16 protein-coding genes are annotated in these 15,569 nt (G+C 34.8%); 2 read left to right on the forward strand and 14 right to left on the reverse strand.

Annotated elements, in window-relative coordinates:
• Window positions 1-50: 50 nt before the first annotated feature.
• From G6534_RS08875 to rpsN, 14 genes are all read right to left on the reverse strand, one after another.
• Window positions 51-914: a helix-turn-helix domain-containing protein gene (locus G6534_RS08875; RefSeq protein WP_182082602.1), complete on the reverse strand. Its 864-nt coding sequence runs from the start codon at window positions 912-914 to the stop codon at window positions 51-53.
• Window positions 915-1,136: 222 nt separating this feature from the next.
• Window positions 1,137-2,042 carry a glycine betaine ABC transporter substrate-binding protein gene (locus tag G6534_RS08880; RefSeq protein WP_059074635.1) on the reverse strand — a complete coding sequence of 302 codons (906 nt, stop codon included), beginning with the start codon at window positions 2,040-2,042 and terminating at the stop codon, window positions 1,137-1,139.
• 10 nt (window positions 2,043-2,052) lie between these two features.
• Window positions 2,053-2,919: an ABC transporter permease gene (locus G6534_RS08885; RefSeq protein ID WP_059074636.1), complete on the reverse strand. Its 867-nt coding sequence runs from the start codon at window positions 2,917-2,919 to the stop codon at window positions 2,053-2,055.
• On the reverse strand, window positions 2,912-4,123 hold the full coding sequence (locus tag G6534_RS08890; protein WP_059074637.1) for a quaternary amine ABC transporter ATP-binding protein: 1,212 nt from the start codon (window positions 4,121-4,123) through the stop codon (window positions 2,912-2,914). The genes G6534_RS08885 and G6534_RS08890 overlap by 8 nt, the downstream gene beginning before the upstream one ends.
• Window positions 4,124-4,332: 209 nt before the next feature.
• The gene (locus G6534_RS08895; protein WP_059074638.1) at window positions 4,333-5,301 is read right to left on the reverse strand and encodes an electron transfer flavoprotein subunit alpha/FixB family protein; all 969 of its coding nucleotides are present in this window, start codon (window positions 5,299-5,301) and stop codon (window positions 4,333-4,335) included.
• Window positions 5,302-6,099 carry an electron transfer flavoprotein subunit beta/FixA family protein gene (locus G6534_RS08900; RefSeq protein ID WP_182082603.1) on the reverse strand — a complete coding sequence of 266 codons (798 nt, stop codon included), beginning with the start codon at window positions 6,097-6,099 and terminating at the stop codon, window positions 5,302-5,304.
• Window positions 6,100-6,108: 9 nt separating this feature from the next.
• A complete protein-coding gene (locus G6534_RS08905; RefSeq protein ID WP_182082604.1) occupies window positions 6,109-7,233 on the reverse strand; it encodes an acyl-CoA dehydrogenase family protein in 1,125 nt (374 codons plus the stop codon).
• A 144-nt stretch (window positions 7,234-7,377) separates the two neighbouring features.
• On the reverse strand, window positions 7,378-7,791 hold the full coding sequence (locus G6534_RS08910) for a MerR family transcriptional regulator (RefSeq protein ID WP_161936658.1): 414 nt from the start codon (window positions 7,789-7,791) through the stop codon (window positions 7,378-7,380).
• 124 nt (window positions 7,792-7,915) lie between these two features.
• A complete protein-coding gene (gene dltD / locus G6534_RS08915; protein ID WP_059074640.1) occupies window positions 7,916-9,172 on the reverse strand; it encodes a D-alanyl-lipoteichoic acid biosynthesis protein DltD in 1,257 nt (418 codons plus the stop codon).
• Window positions 9,173-9,180: 8 nt separating this feature from the next.
• Window positions 9,181-9,420: a D-alanine--poly(phosphoribitol) ligase subunit DltC gene (gene dltC / locus G6534_RS08920; RefSeq protein WP_010018389.1), complete on the reverse strand. Its 240-nt coding sequence runs from the start codon at window positions 9,418-9,420 to the stop codon at window positions 9,181-9,183.
• A 15-nt stretch (window positions 9,421-9,435) separates the two neighbouring features.
• The gene (gene dltB, locus G6534_RS08925) at window positions 9,436-10,644 is read right to left on the reverse strand and encodes a D-alanyl-lipoteichoic acid biosynthesis protein DltB (RefSeq protein ID WP_182082605.1); all 1,209 of its coding nucleotides are present in this window, start codon (window positions 10,642-10,644) and stop codon (window positions 9,436-9,438) included.
• On the reverse strand, window positions 10,637-12,157 hold the full coding sequence (gene dltA, locus G6534_RS08930) for a D-alanine--poly(phosphoribitol) ligase subunit DltA (RefSeq protein WP_182082606.1): 1,521 nt from the start codon (window positions 12,155-12,157) through the stop codon (window positions 10,637-10,639). The genes dltB and dltA overlap by 8 nt, the downstream gene beginning before the upstream one ends.
• A 20-nt stretch (window positions 12,158-12,177) precedes the next feature.
• A complete protein-coding gene (locus G6534_RS12380; RefSeq protein WP_010018386.1) occupies window positions 12,178-12,327 on the reverse strand; it encodes a teichoic acid D-Ala incorporation-associated protein DltX in 150 nt (49 codons plus the stop codon).
• Between the two features lie 606 nt (window positions 12,328-12,933).
• On the reverse strand, window positions 12,934-13,203 hold the full coding sequence (gene rpsN, locus G6534_RS08940) for a 30S ribosomal protein S14 (protein WP_010018385.1): 270 nt from the start codon (window positions 13,201-13,203) through the stop codon (window positions 12,934-12,936).
• 304 nt (window positions 13,204-13,507) lie between these two features.
• Between rpsN and G6534_RS08945 the strand changes: the two genes are divergently transcribed.
• The gene (locus G6534_RS08945) at window positions 13,508-14,314 is read left to right on the forward strand and encodes a WxL domain-containing protein (protein ID WP_152999995.1); all 807 of its coding nucleotides are present in this window, start codon (window positions 13,508-13,510) and stop codon (window positions 14,312-14,314) included.
• A gap of 153 nt (window positions 14,315-14,467) precedes the next feature.
• Entirely contained in the window at window positions 14,468-15,544 is a 1,077-nt protein-coding gene (locus G6534_RS08950; protein ID WP_182082607.1) for a GDSL-type esterase/lipase family protein, read from the forward strand.
• The last annotated feature ends 25 nt before the right edge of the window (window positions 15,545-15,569 follow it).

Genomic DNA, 15,569 nt, shown 5'->3' on the forward strand with positions numbered 1-15,569 from the left:
ACAAAAAAGAAGACCTCACTAAATTATTGTGAAGTCTTCTTTAATAAGAATTATAATTTATTGCTTGCGACCCAACGTTTAATCAAAGCTATTTCTTTTTCATTTTGATTAAATTCTGAAAAGACTAACGCCTTATTCATAAAGTTACGTACTTTCTTATTGTTACCATTAACACGGCTTTCGTTCATTGCCAATTGAGCATAGATTCGAGCAATGTAATAAGTTACATGATTTTGCGCACAGATTTTTACACCATATTTCAAAAGTGCATTAGCTGTTTCCAAATCATTTCTTTCTGAGTAATAAATGGCACAATAAAAAATAATATTGATATAGCGCCAAATTTTATTTACATCATCAATCGACATTGTATAAATATTACTGAATACTTTGCTGAAATAATACTCGCTCTTTTGATCATCGCCTTGCTTGGCGTAAACCATTCCCATTCCGACAAAGGATAAGAAAGTAAAAATAGTTTCGCCACGGCCATCTAATTCAGATAAGATTCGATTAAAGTCAAAGACCGCATCAAACAAATCTCCATCATCCAAAACATTTAAGTAACCTTTGAGATAATAATATTGCATCATAGCATCACGATCATCAGCTAAATCCTTTGGATCAATTGATTTAATAATTTCCCAAGAGTCTTCATATTCTTGAATTATCAAATTAAATTCTGCCTTGTTCATTTGTTTGATAACTTGCTGACTCTTATTGTCACTAACACCAATGATACTATCTAAAGATAAATCCAAGCGATTGCACAATTGAATCAAAATCTTCAAGGAAGGAATTTTACCATTATTTTCAAATTTACTAAGCGTTGCTTGAGTACAGATGCCGTTACTTAATTCTTTTTGGGAGAGACCTAACTTTTTTCTTTTATCAATAAACGTTTGTATATCCACGCCATCGCCCCTATATAAAAATTTCATATTATAATTAATTTAATTATATACCCTCCCTCATGTCATGTCATTGAATTCCATACTAAGTAGATAATTTGTCCTGTTTTTTAATATTATTTCATATGATTTAAGGAATAACAAACCAATTAAATATTCCATTAGTGTATAAAAACGATTTTTGGCGCAAAAAAAAATGGAATTTCTTCCATTTTTTAACTTTTATTATTTTGTTTTTAAATCTTCAATAGAATTTATATTTTTCATGTAAGTTGGCACAGCTAATCCAACTTTAGCACCATTCAAGTTGGCACCTAAATCTTCAAATCTACCCTTATAATCAGAATAGAATTTAGCTGAAGTCTTAGGTAACCAAGCACTGACAGTAGCATCGGCAGCCTTTGTGGCAATTGAAGCCCAAACTGGTTGCATTTCCATTGATTGGATAGTTACTTTGTAGCCTTGTTCTCTTAATACTTCAGCAATTACATTAGTTGAAGCAATTTCAGAGTCCCAAGCCACATAAGTTAGCTTGATTGACTTACCATGAACTTTTTTGACACCCTTAGTCCATTGTGAGACGACTTTAGGATTCTTCTTGATCCATTGCTTAGCAGCTTTCTTAGGATCCATTCCGTCGTTAACATTTAACATAACATCAGACATTTGTGATGGTGTCCAGTGGAATCGATCCAAAATTGTATAAGCTTCTGGTGAATCCTTCTTTAAACCTTTACGAACAATCGTACTAATATGCTCGGCTTTACCATAAACATTTTTAGGATCTTTTAAGAATTTTAATTTATACTTCTTAAACATCCAGTGTGGTTGCCAACCAGTCACTACGATTGGTTGCTTATTCTTATAGGCTTTATCTAAAGTACTAGTCATAGCTGAAGTTGAACTGGGTTGTAATTGCCAGTTGTTATCTTCTAGCTTGTAATCTGATAAAGCACTTTGAGTTGACGCCATCACACCAGCACCAGCATCAATACCAGTAATCGTGTAATTAATTTGGGGACCCAACTTTTCCTTACTGTTGTATGGAGCTGTCTGGGAACTACATGCGGAAATAATTGGGATAATTAGTAAAGCTAATAAGAAAAGTTTAATAAACTTTTGTTTTTTCAAAAAATCCCTCCTAGTTTTTTCTGCGTGTTCTTGTTAGTGATTGAGTCAATCTATCCAAAATAATTGCCAAGATAACGATTGCCAAACCAGCGGCGAAACCATTACCAGCATCGTTTCTACCAACGGCGAAGTAAACTTGTGTACCAAGTCCCATAGCACCGATCATAGAAGCAATAACAACCATTGATAGTGAAAGCATCATACTTTGGTTGACACCAGCCATCAAACTAGTTTTGGCGATTGGTAATTCAACCTTGAACAATTTTTGCCATTCAGTTGAACCAAATGAATCTGCAGCTTCGATCAATTCATTAGGAACTTCACGAATACCCATGTTAGTCATTCTAACTGTTGGTGGCATAGCGAAAATAACTGAAGCCACGATACCTGGAACCATACCAATACCGAACAAGGCAACGGCAGGAATCAAGTAAACGAAGGCTGGCATTGTCTGCATGAAATCAAGAATTGGCTTTAAGATAACTTCAGCCGTGTGACTCTTAGCCATCAAAATTCCCAACGGAATACCAATGATGATGGCAATCAAACTAGATGATAGAACCAATGATAATGTTTGGGTCATATCACGCCAGTAATCTAAGTTCCAAACTAACAACAATCCTAAGAACTCGAAAATTAATAGTCCCCAGTTTTGTTTATCTCGATTAACAAAATAAGTTAGAGCAAGTACTAAAATAATAAATAACCAAATTGGAACCAGATCAAAGACCCATTGAAAGGCACTATTGATTGAACCAATAAAATTAGTAATAGCATTGAAGAAACCAGTGAATTGAACTAGCCAATCAACAAAATTATCGATCCAATTAGCTAATGGAAGTTTTGGAATACTACCTAATAGTAAAAGACTATTCAAAATCACTCACCTCATTTCCTGCAAGGGCACCTAGTACGGCACCACGAACAATGATTCCTTTCAATTGTTTCTTGTCGTTTACAACGGCAAATGGAATACCTGTTTGCGAGATATCATCCATCAAATCTGAAATTGGAGTATCTTCATCTGTTGTAGGAACTTTGGTTTGAATAATAGGTGTAATATCCCCTTTCTTCTCGCGAACTAATTTAATCACATCATTGGCATCGACGACACCAAGTAACTTACGTTCATTGTTGATAATGTAAGCTGTTGAAACTTCATTAGCTTTCATCATCTTCAATGTCAAACGTGGACCAGCTTTTTCGATATTGATTGTCATTGGACGAATCATAACATTACCAGCAGTAAGAACCTTACTTCTATCCACATTTTCAATAAAGTTTTCAACATATTCATTGGCAGGATGTGTCAAGATATCTTCCGGCGTACCAGTTTGAATAACCTTAGCATCCTTCATAATCATAATTCGATCACCAATCTTCAATGCTTCATTCAAATCGTGACTGATAAAAATGATTGTCTTATGCAATCGATCTTGAATATCCAATAGCTGATCTTGCATGTCGGTTCTGTTCAATGGATCAAGAGCTGAGAAAGCCTCATCCATTAATAGTATTTCGGGGTCGTTGGCTAATGCACGAGCTAAACCAACACGTTGTTGCATACCACCTGATAATTGATCAGGGTATTCATTGTTGTAACCTGTAATTCCGACTGTTTCTAGTGCTTCATTGGCTTTCTTTTCACGAGTTTCTTTTTCTACTCCTTGAATTTCCAAGCCATATTCAGTGTTTTCTAAAACTGTTCGATTAGGTAATAATCCAAAGTTTTGGAAAACCATACTCATTTTCTTTCGACGAACATCACGAAGCTTTTTCTTGTCCATCTTCATGACGTTTTCGCCATCAATCAAAACTTCACCCTCTGTTGGGTCGATAAGACGATTGATCATTCTTACCAATGTTGACTTACCACTACCGGAAAGACCCATGATAACGAAAATTTCACCATCATAAATCTTGAAATTCGCACGGTCTACACCGACTGTGGCACCTGTTTCTTTGAGAATTTCTGATTTATCTTTTCCTTGTCTGCTTAACTCTTTGGCTTTGGCGATTCTCTTACCAAAGATTTTTGTTAGGTTTTTGACTTCTACTTTTGTACTCTTATTAGTACTCATTAAATCCCCCATTCTTGGAATTGATTAAACTTACTTTTATGCTCAATAATTAGAAATAAAAAAGCTGTTATTTAACAATAAAGAAATAACAACGACCCTTATAACCCTAACAAATATATTTTGCTTATGCAAATTATTACTATTCTTTTAAATTATTTATTCATAAAAAAATCTTCTATTCCAGGTTATGAATAGAAGACGTAATGTAGTTATAGTATAGCTTCAAGCGACTTAGCGAATTCTTGAGCATTCCCGACAAAAAAATAATCTGAATGCTTAAAAATTTGTGCGTTTTTATCCGTATTAATCGAAACAACAATTTTGGCATTTGATATTCCTGAAGTATATTGAACCGCTCCAGAAATTCCTAAATTGATCAGTAAATCAGGGGCAATTGTTTGCCCACTTTGACCAATTTGATTAGTGATTGTAAACTCTTCCAAATCAGTCAATGGTCGTGTTACTCCAAGACTAGCATTTAACTTCTGAGACAGACTCTTAGCAACTTCAATATCCTTGGTTGTTTTACTACCACGACCGATGGCTACAACACGTTTTGCCTGCTTGATATCCTTAGCTTTTTGAACGGGTAAAACACGACTTTTTATTTGTAATTGATTGTCTTTCTTCCATTGTATGTTGGAAATGGTTTCCATTTGCAAATTTGGATTAATTTTCTTTTCGGCGCTGAAAACATTGGGACGGGCTGTGACCATCTGTGGGCGACAATCTGGAATCGTAATTTCACACATAATATTGTCACCATATGAAGGTTTAGTTTGTACCAATAAATCATCTTCAAAATGCAAATCTAAACAGTCAGCTGTCAACCCGGTTTGTAAACGAGCTTGCAATCGAGGTGCAATTGAACGTCCAACAACAGTTGCCGGAAAAATCAAAGTGTTAGGTGTACCTTTTTGCTTAATTAAATCAGCCAAGGCATCAGTAACCTCTAAATCATCACCGTTAACTAAATCATCATCTTTGATGGTAATAATTTTGTCTGGACCATAAGCACTCAAAGCGGTTTCCAAATTAGCAGTACTTTTTTCAATCAAGATGACTACTACAGGATCATGACTAATTTGATTCATCTTAGTAATTAATTGAAAAGTTACTGGATTGATTTCATTTAAATCATTTTCTGCAAAAATCCAATTTTCTTTTATTACCGTCATCTATTTGTCCTCCGTCAAAATATTCTTTTGCTTTAAAATATCCACTAATTCACGAGCAGCCGTAACTGGATCATCTGACAAACGATGATTCTTCTTAGCAACTTTTTTAGGTTCAGAAATTGAACGAACAATTGTTGGAGAACCCGCTTGTCCAACTCGTTGTTCGTCTAAATTCAAATCACTGGCATGCCAAGTAATAATTGGCTTATCAAAACTCTTGGCGATTTCAACAACATTCTTATATTTAGGATTATTAGCTTTATCAGTAGCTGTTAAAAGAATTGGTAGCTTAGCAGTAATCGTTTGTTCTACATTTTCTAATTTACGATCAATCACCAAATGGTCTTCAAAGGCCTCAATTTTATCAGCATAGGTAACTTGAGGAACGTTGAGCATTTCAGCAATGATTGGTCCTACTTGACCAGTATCAGCATCGACTGACTGTTGTCCAACCATTACTAAATCAACATCACCAATTTTTTTGATTGCTTCACCTAGTACATAAGCGGTTGCCAACGTATCGGCACCAGCAAAAGCACGATCTGACAAAAGAACTGCTTTATCAGCTCCAAGTGCCAAGGTTTCTTGTAATGAAACAGCGAAATCATCAGGACCCATTGATAAGGTGATAACTTCTCCTCCAACTTGATCTCTAATCATTAATGCTGCTTGCAAGGCGTGTAAATCATAAGAATTAATAACACCACCTAGGCCACGTCGATCAATGTTCTTTGTTTTTTCGTTAATTTTGACATTTGTCGTTTCAGGAACTTGTTTAATACCAACAACTATTTTCATGACTTCCTCCTAGGCTCTATTCTTTGCTTCAATCAAAGCAATTTCTGTCCGCATCTTTTCAACTGTACCTTCAGCTAATTCCATCGCTCTGGCATCCCTGATCAAATGTTCAACTGGATAATCCAAACTATAACCGTATCCACCCAAAATTTGTAAAGCATCATCACCAGACTTAACAGCACTTCGACTACCATAAGCCTTAGCCATTGCAGCTTCTTCTTCGTAATCTTGGCGATTATCTTTTAGCCAAGCGGCTTTTTGATAAAGTAATTTAGTCGTTTCCTTAGCAATAGCAATATCAGCCACTTTTCTTTGAATACCTTGCATTTGAATAATTGGCGTATCGATAGCTTTTCTGTGGGTTGCATAATCTGTTACGATATCCAATTCATGTTCCATAATTCCAGTCAAAACAGCTCCCATCAATACTCGAGCGTCATTATGAGCACTGTCGCCGATTTCTTTTCCCATGCCAACTTTGCCTAACAAATGACTTTCATTGACTTCAATATTGTTCATGACGATTTCACCAACTGGCACTCCCGTCAGACCTAAGAAGTTTTCTTGTTTACCAAATTCAAATCCTTCCATATCTTTATCAATAACAAAGAAGGATAATTCCTCAGGTGCAGTTTTGACAAGAACACAATAAATTTCGGCCAATCCTCCATTAGTGATCATGATCTTATCGCCATTAATAATCCACTTGTCACCAACATGTTCTGCATGTGAGTTAATTCCTAAAGGATTCGAACCTCCACTAGGTTCAGTCATCGAAAAAGCAATAATTCGTGATTTTGCCTGTGGCAAATACTTATCTTTTAAAGCTTGATTACCAAATTTAACAATCTGGTCAATTGATTTGAAATGACCTTCCAAAGTAACTGCTAAACTTGCATTACCACGAGCAATTTCGTTAATCATTTTGGCGGTCGTTGAACCATCAAATCCAGCACCACCATACTCTTTAGGTAACATCGTACTTAACAAATCTGTTTCTTTTATTTTATTTAACAAGTCATTTACATATGATCTCGTATGATCGATTTCCATATCAAATGGTGCTACTTCGTTTTCAGTGAACGATTTAACCATCCGCAATAGGATTTCTTTACTCGTTTTATTTTGATCCATAACGCTCTCCTTGAATGTTAATTTTTTCACATATGAGAATAAAAAAATACCAAAACTAATCTATCTAGGCTCATGATATATTAGTTTTGGTATAAAGTAAATATAATTATATTATATACAATTGATTACCTTAATATATTAGAATTAGGGCTTATCTAAATGCATTTCTTCTTTAACAAATTTTTCTGTACCATCGTTTGTCGCTTTACCATAGTACTCACATTTAAAATTAATAACATCGAGTGTTTCTTGTAACTGACGCATTTGTTCTTGAACTGACAAGCGTAATTGTAAGAACATATCAAAGCGTTCCTGTAACGAATCATCACCTTCTGTCGTCCACTTGATGAATTGCTTGATTTCTTTGATTGGCATCCCAGCATTTTTTACACATTCAACTATCTGTAAAGTACTTAAATTTTCATCGGTGAAACGACGTACCCCAGCCGAATTTTTCTTCAAGTTGGGAATCAAACCTTCTTTGTCATAATAACGTAACGTTGGAACCGACAAACCGAATTTTTCGGCTACTTCACCGATTGAATAAGTAGTTTCTATTTCTTGCATAAAATCCTCCTTCATTTCTCATTGACCTAAAGTTAACTTAACATATAGTGTGATGATAACATCTTTACATCAAAAAAGCCCCTCTGATCCATTCAGAGAGGTTTTTCATTGATTCTTAAAATTGATTATCGCTAGCCCATTCATTCGTTAAGAAGTAACTATTCATGTGATATTGCGTATTCTTAGGGTTAGCTTTCTTAGTTTGATAATAGCCTTTAAGACTCTTATCTAGCATTAACCAGCCACGCCAGCCCATGTGAATCGTATCTTCAGCAATATAATTAGGATTCTTAACGTTTGATAAATCTACAATATTATTGAAACCTTGAGACTTCAATTGATATTTGATCTTCTTATCAAAATTAGTAATGGAACTCATTGGCATTCCTGTATATTTGACCCAATAAGGATTAATAGGTTGAATGACGAACATTACTTCAGTTTTATTTTGGGCAAACATATATAGCAATGCTTGAAAGTCGTTATACTCAGGGGAACGTGTATAAGTGACGTGTCTATGCGCATTCTTATACTTGATGATTCTCTTTTTCAACTCTTTCTTGTAAAAAGAATTACCAATTTGTAAATCATTATCAGTTGAATGTTTCTTTGCTAACTTAACGGCTAATTGATTCAAATGCTTGTAATCATAAGTATCAGGTAATTGACTAGCCGCTTTATCAATCATCTTTTGGTGATCATTCATCGAAAGTGCTCCAAAGAGATTATCCTGACTTTGTAGACTTGAGCGTGAAATCCGTTGAATGTACATCCGTTGGAAGTTAGTAATCTGTTGGCCTTTAGAAATACGTTCTAAAGCATCATCTTCAATTGGACCTTTGCTAACACCCAGATCAAGTACCCTTTTGGCAATATATTTATTCATTGCTTTATCACCATGATCAGAATTCAAAATAAATCCTGTTAACTGTAATGGTGATAGGAAATATTTGAACGCGTCAGAAGGAACACCAGTCTTAGTAAACCACTGTGGTGAAATAATAAAGACAGCTTTGTTACCTTTCAAATTAGACATTCCACCAACGTTAATAGCTTGAGTCAATGAAGCAGTACCGGGATTACCTTGCAAGAATGGTTTATTCTTCCAATGATACTTTTGCGCCATGGAAGATGGATGGAACGGATCCATTCGAGAAAGTTCCGATGAACCAATAATAGGAATGTAGTTTTCTTTTTCAGCAGCATTCTTAACACTCTCACCTTTTAAAACTCGCACGTCCAACGAAGTGGCCGCTTGGTCAATTTTTTTAGGAGTGACAGTTTTAAAATTGATTGGTGCAAATAAAAGAATCAACAATGCAACAATAGCAACTATAACAGGTCCAAAAATCATCCATAACTTTTTTTTCATAATCTACTCTATTCCAATTCTTGTACACGTTGAGCAATTTTATTTACGGTTGACCATTGTGAACGGTCAAATTCTGAAACTGGCACTTGGATACCAAAAGTATCTTGTAATGTAACTAGAACTTCTACAGTTGCCATTGAATCTAGAACGCCATCTTTGAATAGATCTTGATCAGCGTCTGAGCCTGCATCATCCAAACCTGTAACATCTTTTAAAATATCCACAATTTTGTTTTTAATTTCGTCCATAATAAGCTCTCCTAACTAAAACCATAATTTATCTAAAATACCTGAAAAAATCATAAAACTGAAACATACAACGTTGAAAGTCAAGAAGACCGCAAACGCATGAGTAAGTTTATTGCTTGGAATACTCTTACGATGTCTCTTCTTAAATCTCAACCAAGCATCGTTGGTGATCATTGCTCCGGCGTGGAACAAACCATAAACGATGTAGTACCAAGTCTCGCCGTGCCAAAATCCCATGATCAAGAACAAGGTCAAGTAACCGAAATTAGCGATATTGACACGATTCTTGATCCACTTGTGTTTGATCATCGTAAACATCAAACGCATGTAGATGAAATCACGGAACCAGAATGACAAGGTAATGTGCCATCTATTCCAGAAATCCTTGATGTTTTTGGACTTAAATGGTGCCTTGAAGTTCATTGGCGTCTTGATACCCATGAAATTACTGATTGAAACAGCAAATAATGAATATCCAGCGAAGTCAAAGAACAAATACATACTATAAACATACATGTAAGCCACCAAAGCCCAAGAAATACCTAATGGTGTTTCACCACGATAAGACAAGGTCAAAATTTGAATCTTTGGTAACAATAAGGTTCCGAAGAAATAACCGATGATGAATTTATAAGCTAAACCTTGCATCAATTTATTAACACCACTGTGTAATAACTCAACGTATTCATCACGACTAGGAACCTTTAAAACATCCTTTTGGAAACGTCTGAAACGATCAATTGGTCCTGAAGAGATGGTTGGGAAGAATAGTAAGAACCGAACGAACTCATATGGCTTAATATTCTTAATTGCCCCATCACGGATTTCCATGATAATTTCAACCGCTTTGAAGGTTAAATAACTGATTCCCATGAAACCAAATAAGGAAATCGTGGCATTTTTCAATAGTGGATCCAACTTGACGAAGACCAGCGGTACAATCGCCAGTACGACAAACATAGTAAAGATCCAGAAATTATTGTGTTTTTTACGATACGACAAGTAAATAAATACTAGTAACATTTCGTAGAGAATGTAAAAGATCAATGAAATTCCCTGCGACATGTTTCCACCAAAGAACGTGATCCAAAGAATCACAACAGTTGCGAAGAAATCATAAATGTGAAGTCGTTTGCCAAACCACAGTCCAATCATGATTGGCAATAAAAGTAATAGTAAATAGATAAAGTAATGTGGACTGCTATAAGGAGTAATGTTATTCATTAATCTCGCCTATCAAAGTCTTTCTATCAATTTTTCCATTTTTACTAATTGGCAACTGTTTGACGAATTTGAGAACGTTAGGAATCATGTACTCCATCGTCGTTTCTTTAAGTGAATTTTTAATCGTATCTGTTAAATCATTCGTATCTAAATTGCTATATTCGTCTTCCAAAACGATACAAGCAATCATTTTATTAACTTGTTTCTTTTTGTTATAAAGCGGTACGGTACAAGATTGTTTAACTTGTTTAAGATTACCCAAAAGTGAGTCAACTTCTTCTAGTTCAATCCGATAACCGTGCATCTTGATTTGGAAGTCTGTTCGGCCATGGTAATATAGCAAGCCGTCTTCAGCCTCGCTGACCATATCACCGGTATGATAGAAAATCTTACCATCGATATTTTCAAAAGCCTTTTGAGTTTGAACAGGATTATTTAGGTAACCTTTGGAAACATCTGGCCCACTGACTAGCAATTCACCAGTCATCATACCGGTCTTTGAATCAACGCTACCCAAAATTTTGTGCTCCATGTTGGATTTGAGATAACCAATTGGTAAGCGATCATATTTATCTAACGCAGCTTGATCGATCAAAACTGATGTGATGGCTACCGTATTTTCTGTTGGACCATAAGTGTTATAAACTTTGGCACTTGGAAATTTCTTCAACAGCTTTTGAGCAGTTGCATGCGTCAACTCTTCACCACAGAACATGAATTTATTTAGTTGAGGTAGATGTTCTTCATCAAAGCCTCTAAATAACAAACACATTTCAAAAAATGATGGTGTTGAAACCCACGTATTAAAGTCGGATTTCAAAATGGCTTGTTGCAATTTACCGAAATTTTTAGTCGTATCTTTGTCCACAACGTTTAAAGTAACGCCACTCATTAATCCTGGGTAAATATCAAAAACTGAAAGATCAAATGAAAAAGGAGCTTGTAACAACATCTTCATTTGGTCGGTATAATCAAACTTCTCTTGAGCCCAATGTGCAAAATCCAAAATGTTATTCGTACTTATTTGCACACCTTTGGGAGTTCCCGTTGTACCAGAAGTAAAGATGATATAGAAATCGTCGTCTAAACCGACACTCTTGTTACTGTCGTAAATATTATTGTCAGATGATAAAACTTGTTGCAATTCAGTCTTAGTAGCTTGGGGAGTTTCCACGCCAAAATCCGTAATATTACTCCAATTTAAAATCAGACTTGGTTTTGCCACCCCATTAATTTGAATAACTCGTGATGGATCAGAAGCGTCATCAACTGGAATATAAGGATGTCCAGCTTTAATCGAACCCAAGAACAAAACTAACATCTCAAATTGCTGTCCTCCAAAAATGACCAAAGGACTCTTCGCAGGTAAGAATTTATCCTGCAAGAAACTAGCGACTTGATCTGATTTTTGCAGTAGTTCTTGATAAGTATGTGTTTCTTCACCATTTTGGTAGCAAATCTTTTCGGGGTTTTGTAACGCGGTAGTTGTGATATTCTCAATAATCTTGTTCATACGATTTTCCCTTCTTCTCACTAAAACTCGTTATAAATAAATTTGGCACTGCCGACGCCGTTGTATCCATAAATGTATAAAAGCACAATGAAAATTGCGAAAAATACAATTGTTTTTATAACGAACATTGTGATTGGCTTCTTTAAAAAATCTAGAAAGTTATTTTTCATAAATAACACCTCGATAAAAGACTTCGCTCATGCGGAAACTATATAACCATTCAAAATAAATGGTGTCAAACCAAAAAACGAATCAAAATAATTGAATATTGTTATTTCTATATCACCTGTATAAACATTATAATAAAAAAATAATTGTCTATAGTCGGCTCGTTTTGTAAAAATTATTTGTCCTTTTTGATTATTTCCTATTTCATTGCGGGTTTTCGTCACTTCTGTTTAAACAAATTAATTATAATTTATTAATAATCGCATTTCAAAATATACGCTCTGTAGTTTTAATTTTTGACTATTTCATTTTTTGAAACCTCTTGTGGCTAATCTTCCCAACAACCGTTTTTCATTATTATCCGTGAGTTTTCAAAAGTAAATAAATGCTTGATACAATGACTAAAGTGTTAGTCTCATGTGACATTTTTGTAAGATAAAACGCTTTCTTAATGACGATATTGTTAGGCAGTTATTTCCCAACAATATCTTTAATAATTAAATTAATGGATAAATATATTCGAGAGCATTAAAAAAGACCCCATTAGAATTTGTCATTCTAATAAGGTCCTTCTTCTATTCTTAAATCAATTTAGATAAAACTTACTATTACCAGCTAGCTTTTCTTACGCCAGGAATTTTACCTTCATGAGCTAACTTACGAAAAGTTAATCTCGACATACCAAATTTTCTCAAGTATGCATGTGGACGACCATCATATTGATCACGAGAATGCATTCTAACTGGTGATGCATCTCTTGGCAATTCACTTAATCCTTGATAGTCATGGGCGGCTTTCAATTGTTTACGCAAACTAGCGTAATGAGCCACTGTTTCTTGTAATCTTTTTTCACGTTCAATTTTAGCTTTGCGAGCCATATCTTACCTAACCTCTTTTTTTATGTTTGTTAGGAAGTCATTACTAGTGATTTCTTTCTTCATCTCAAACTTATCAGTAAAGACAAACAGTATCAAATAATTTGTTCGAAAGCAATTTATAAGTCTCAGTAAAAATTTTTTCAAATACTGGTTAACTAAAATAATAGTTCGTAAAAATTAATCTTGTTTCAGTTTAGATAAAAAACATTTATGAATTACGATACAAACCGTATGATTTATTTTGCTAAACTTTAGACATGGTATAGGTGCGTTTTGAAACCTAAATAAAAAGTTAGGGGGACAAATGATGAAATGGTTTAAAAATGTCGTTCGTTTATTGCTACTAATCAGCCTTAGTCTATCTCTGTCTCCTTTAACTACAGCTCAAGCAGCAACAAAGGCACTTCAAGTTCAAAATGAAACTAACAATTCAATTACTACAACTTATAGTGCTTTGCCCGAATCAGATACTACAACTGCAACTTCTGATAGTACGACTGATGATGGCAATACTACTGCTCAATCGAATGTTAGTGTCACTGTACTCTCTGGAATTTTAACTTTGGAAGCGGTGCCTAACTTCAATTTTGGTTCTTTGATGGCTAACTCAACTGGTAAATTAAAGAGCAATACTACTGATACGACTGGCTTTACTGATGGATCAACAGCTGGTATCGACGGTAACGATGACGGACTTTTGGAGGTTATTGATTCACGTAATATGACTAGCGACATGCCTGGCTTTACTTTGACAGCTTCAATGGGTCCTCTCAAGACAATTGATACCGATACCTCAGCCGATTTGGATGCTATCTTATATTTAAGTGCCATTCCCCTATTGAACGGCGATCAACAAAACATTTCCAATAGTTCAAAAGATTTATCTACTCAAGCTGCAACAATTGACAGCACTAAACAAGATGCCCCAGCAACTGTTATGAACCTTGAAAAAGGCAGTTATAATGCTGGTATCGTCAGTGCCAAATTCAACACGCCTGATTCAGCAAAATTGCACGTCGGTGGTACTAATAACGGAACTGAACAATCAGCTAAGAAAAGAAATGCTGTAATTACTTGGACTTTGAGTGCTAAACCTAGCGTGACTCAATAATTATTCTCTTATTTACCATAGGATCTTTAATTGGATTCTATGGATTTTTTTTGCAAAAAATTTATTAATTTTTGTATTTTTCTTAAGTTTAAATTGTTTAAACATGCTATCATATTAGTAGAGAATAATTCACCACTTAAAGAAGGCATAAAAATGATTATTACAACGACGTGGAAACATAATTTTACTAATTATGACAATTTAACTGAAGTCAATCGGGATCAATTTCAACATCTACAAATTTTTCAACCCTTGGCAACCAAAAAAATTCGTTTTCAATTAAACAATCTTTACGATGAAACGCCACTTGTAATCACACATATGGAAATCTATGATTCAGAATCTCACAAAATTCCTGTAACGTTGGACCATAAAACTAGTTTCCAAATTGAGCCACGGTTAATCCAATGGTCAGATTGGATCGATATCGACTTACCTTCTAATACATTCTTGTCAGTCGATATTACTTCACCTAAAATTACGATTCATTCGGTTGGATTAACTATTTCCAATGATTTAATTAAGACAAAAAATAATCATCCACAAATGCCGAAGTATTTTTTTGGAATATCAGCTATTCAAGTTCAAACTAATCAAACTTATGAAAAAATAGCATTTTTTGGTGATTCTCTAACTAATCAAGGTAACTTTTCAGCACCTTTAGCAAAAGACCTAGAGCAGAATTTTCACATTATGACTGGTAATTTTGGAATATCAGGCAATCGTCTTTTACATCAAGGAAATAGCACTTCTCAATGGTCCACTAGTTTCGGTGAAGCTGGATTTACTCGTTTTGATCATATGTTGGCCAACTTCCAACCTAATATTGTCATTTTTATGGAAGGTATCAATGATTTACTACATCCTGGTACCGGCACGCCTATCAGTGAATTGCCTACTTCTCGTGCAGTTATTACGGCAATACATCTTTTAAAGGCCGAATGCAAAAAACACGACGCAACTTTTGTTCCTATGACGATAACACCCGCTTATGGCAATATGAACGATAATTTGTCTGGATGGAATGATAAGAAGGAACAATTACGTTTGGCTATCAACTACGAACTACTGAAAATGCCACATATTATCGACTTATCAACTTTAGTCAGTGAGGATCATCATCTTAAACCAGAATTTGATTGCGGAGATCATGTTCATTTTTCTAGTGCTGGTGGCAAAATTGTCGCTAACTATATTAAAGAACAGCTAATTAGAAAAAGAATGATTTAATTATTCCTGAAATTTTCATCAATAT

It is taken from the genome of Companilactobacillus pabuli, from assembly GCF_014058425.1.
In the GTDB taxonomy this organism is placed as follows: domain Bacteria; phylum Bacillota; class Bacilli; order Lactobacillales; family Lactobacillaceae; genus Companilactobacillus; species Companilactobacillus pabuli.